Source organism: Pseudomonas sp. 2822-17 (assembly GCF_002742485.1).
Classification (GTDB): domain Bacteria; phylum Pseudomonadota; class Gammaproteobacteria; order Pseudomonadales; family Pseudomonadaceae; genus Aquipseudomonas; species Aquipseudomonas cyclaminis.
Genome location: NZ_LJRZ01000453.1, coordinates 1 through 231, shown reverse-complemented (window position 1 = coordinate 231; position 231 = coordinate 1). Strand labels below are relative to the sequence as shown.

1 protein-coding gene is annotated in these 231 nt (G+C 33.3%); it reads left to right on the top strand.

Annotated elements, in window-relative coordinates:
• On the top strand, positions 1–231 hold a 231-nt coding region (locus tag AOA60_RS16690), incomplete at both ends, for a HAMP domain-containing protein (RefSeq protein ID WP_158235038.1).

Below are 231 nucleotides of genomic sequence, written 5' to 3'. Positions count from 1 at the left end.
CAATAGAAGAGGCGAGAAAGGTTGCTAATGAATTAGCAAAGGGTAACTTTGAAGCAAGATCTTATGAAGCTAGTGGTTTAGAAACTGGACAATTAAATCAATCCCTCAATGTACTAGCAGAAAACTTAAATCGTATAACGACCACCTATGAAGTTCAGCAAGAAAGATTGGAAACATTAATAGAAAATATGGGAAGTGGATTAATCTTAATTAATGCTAAAGGTGATATAA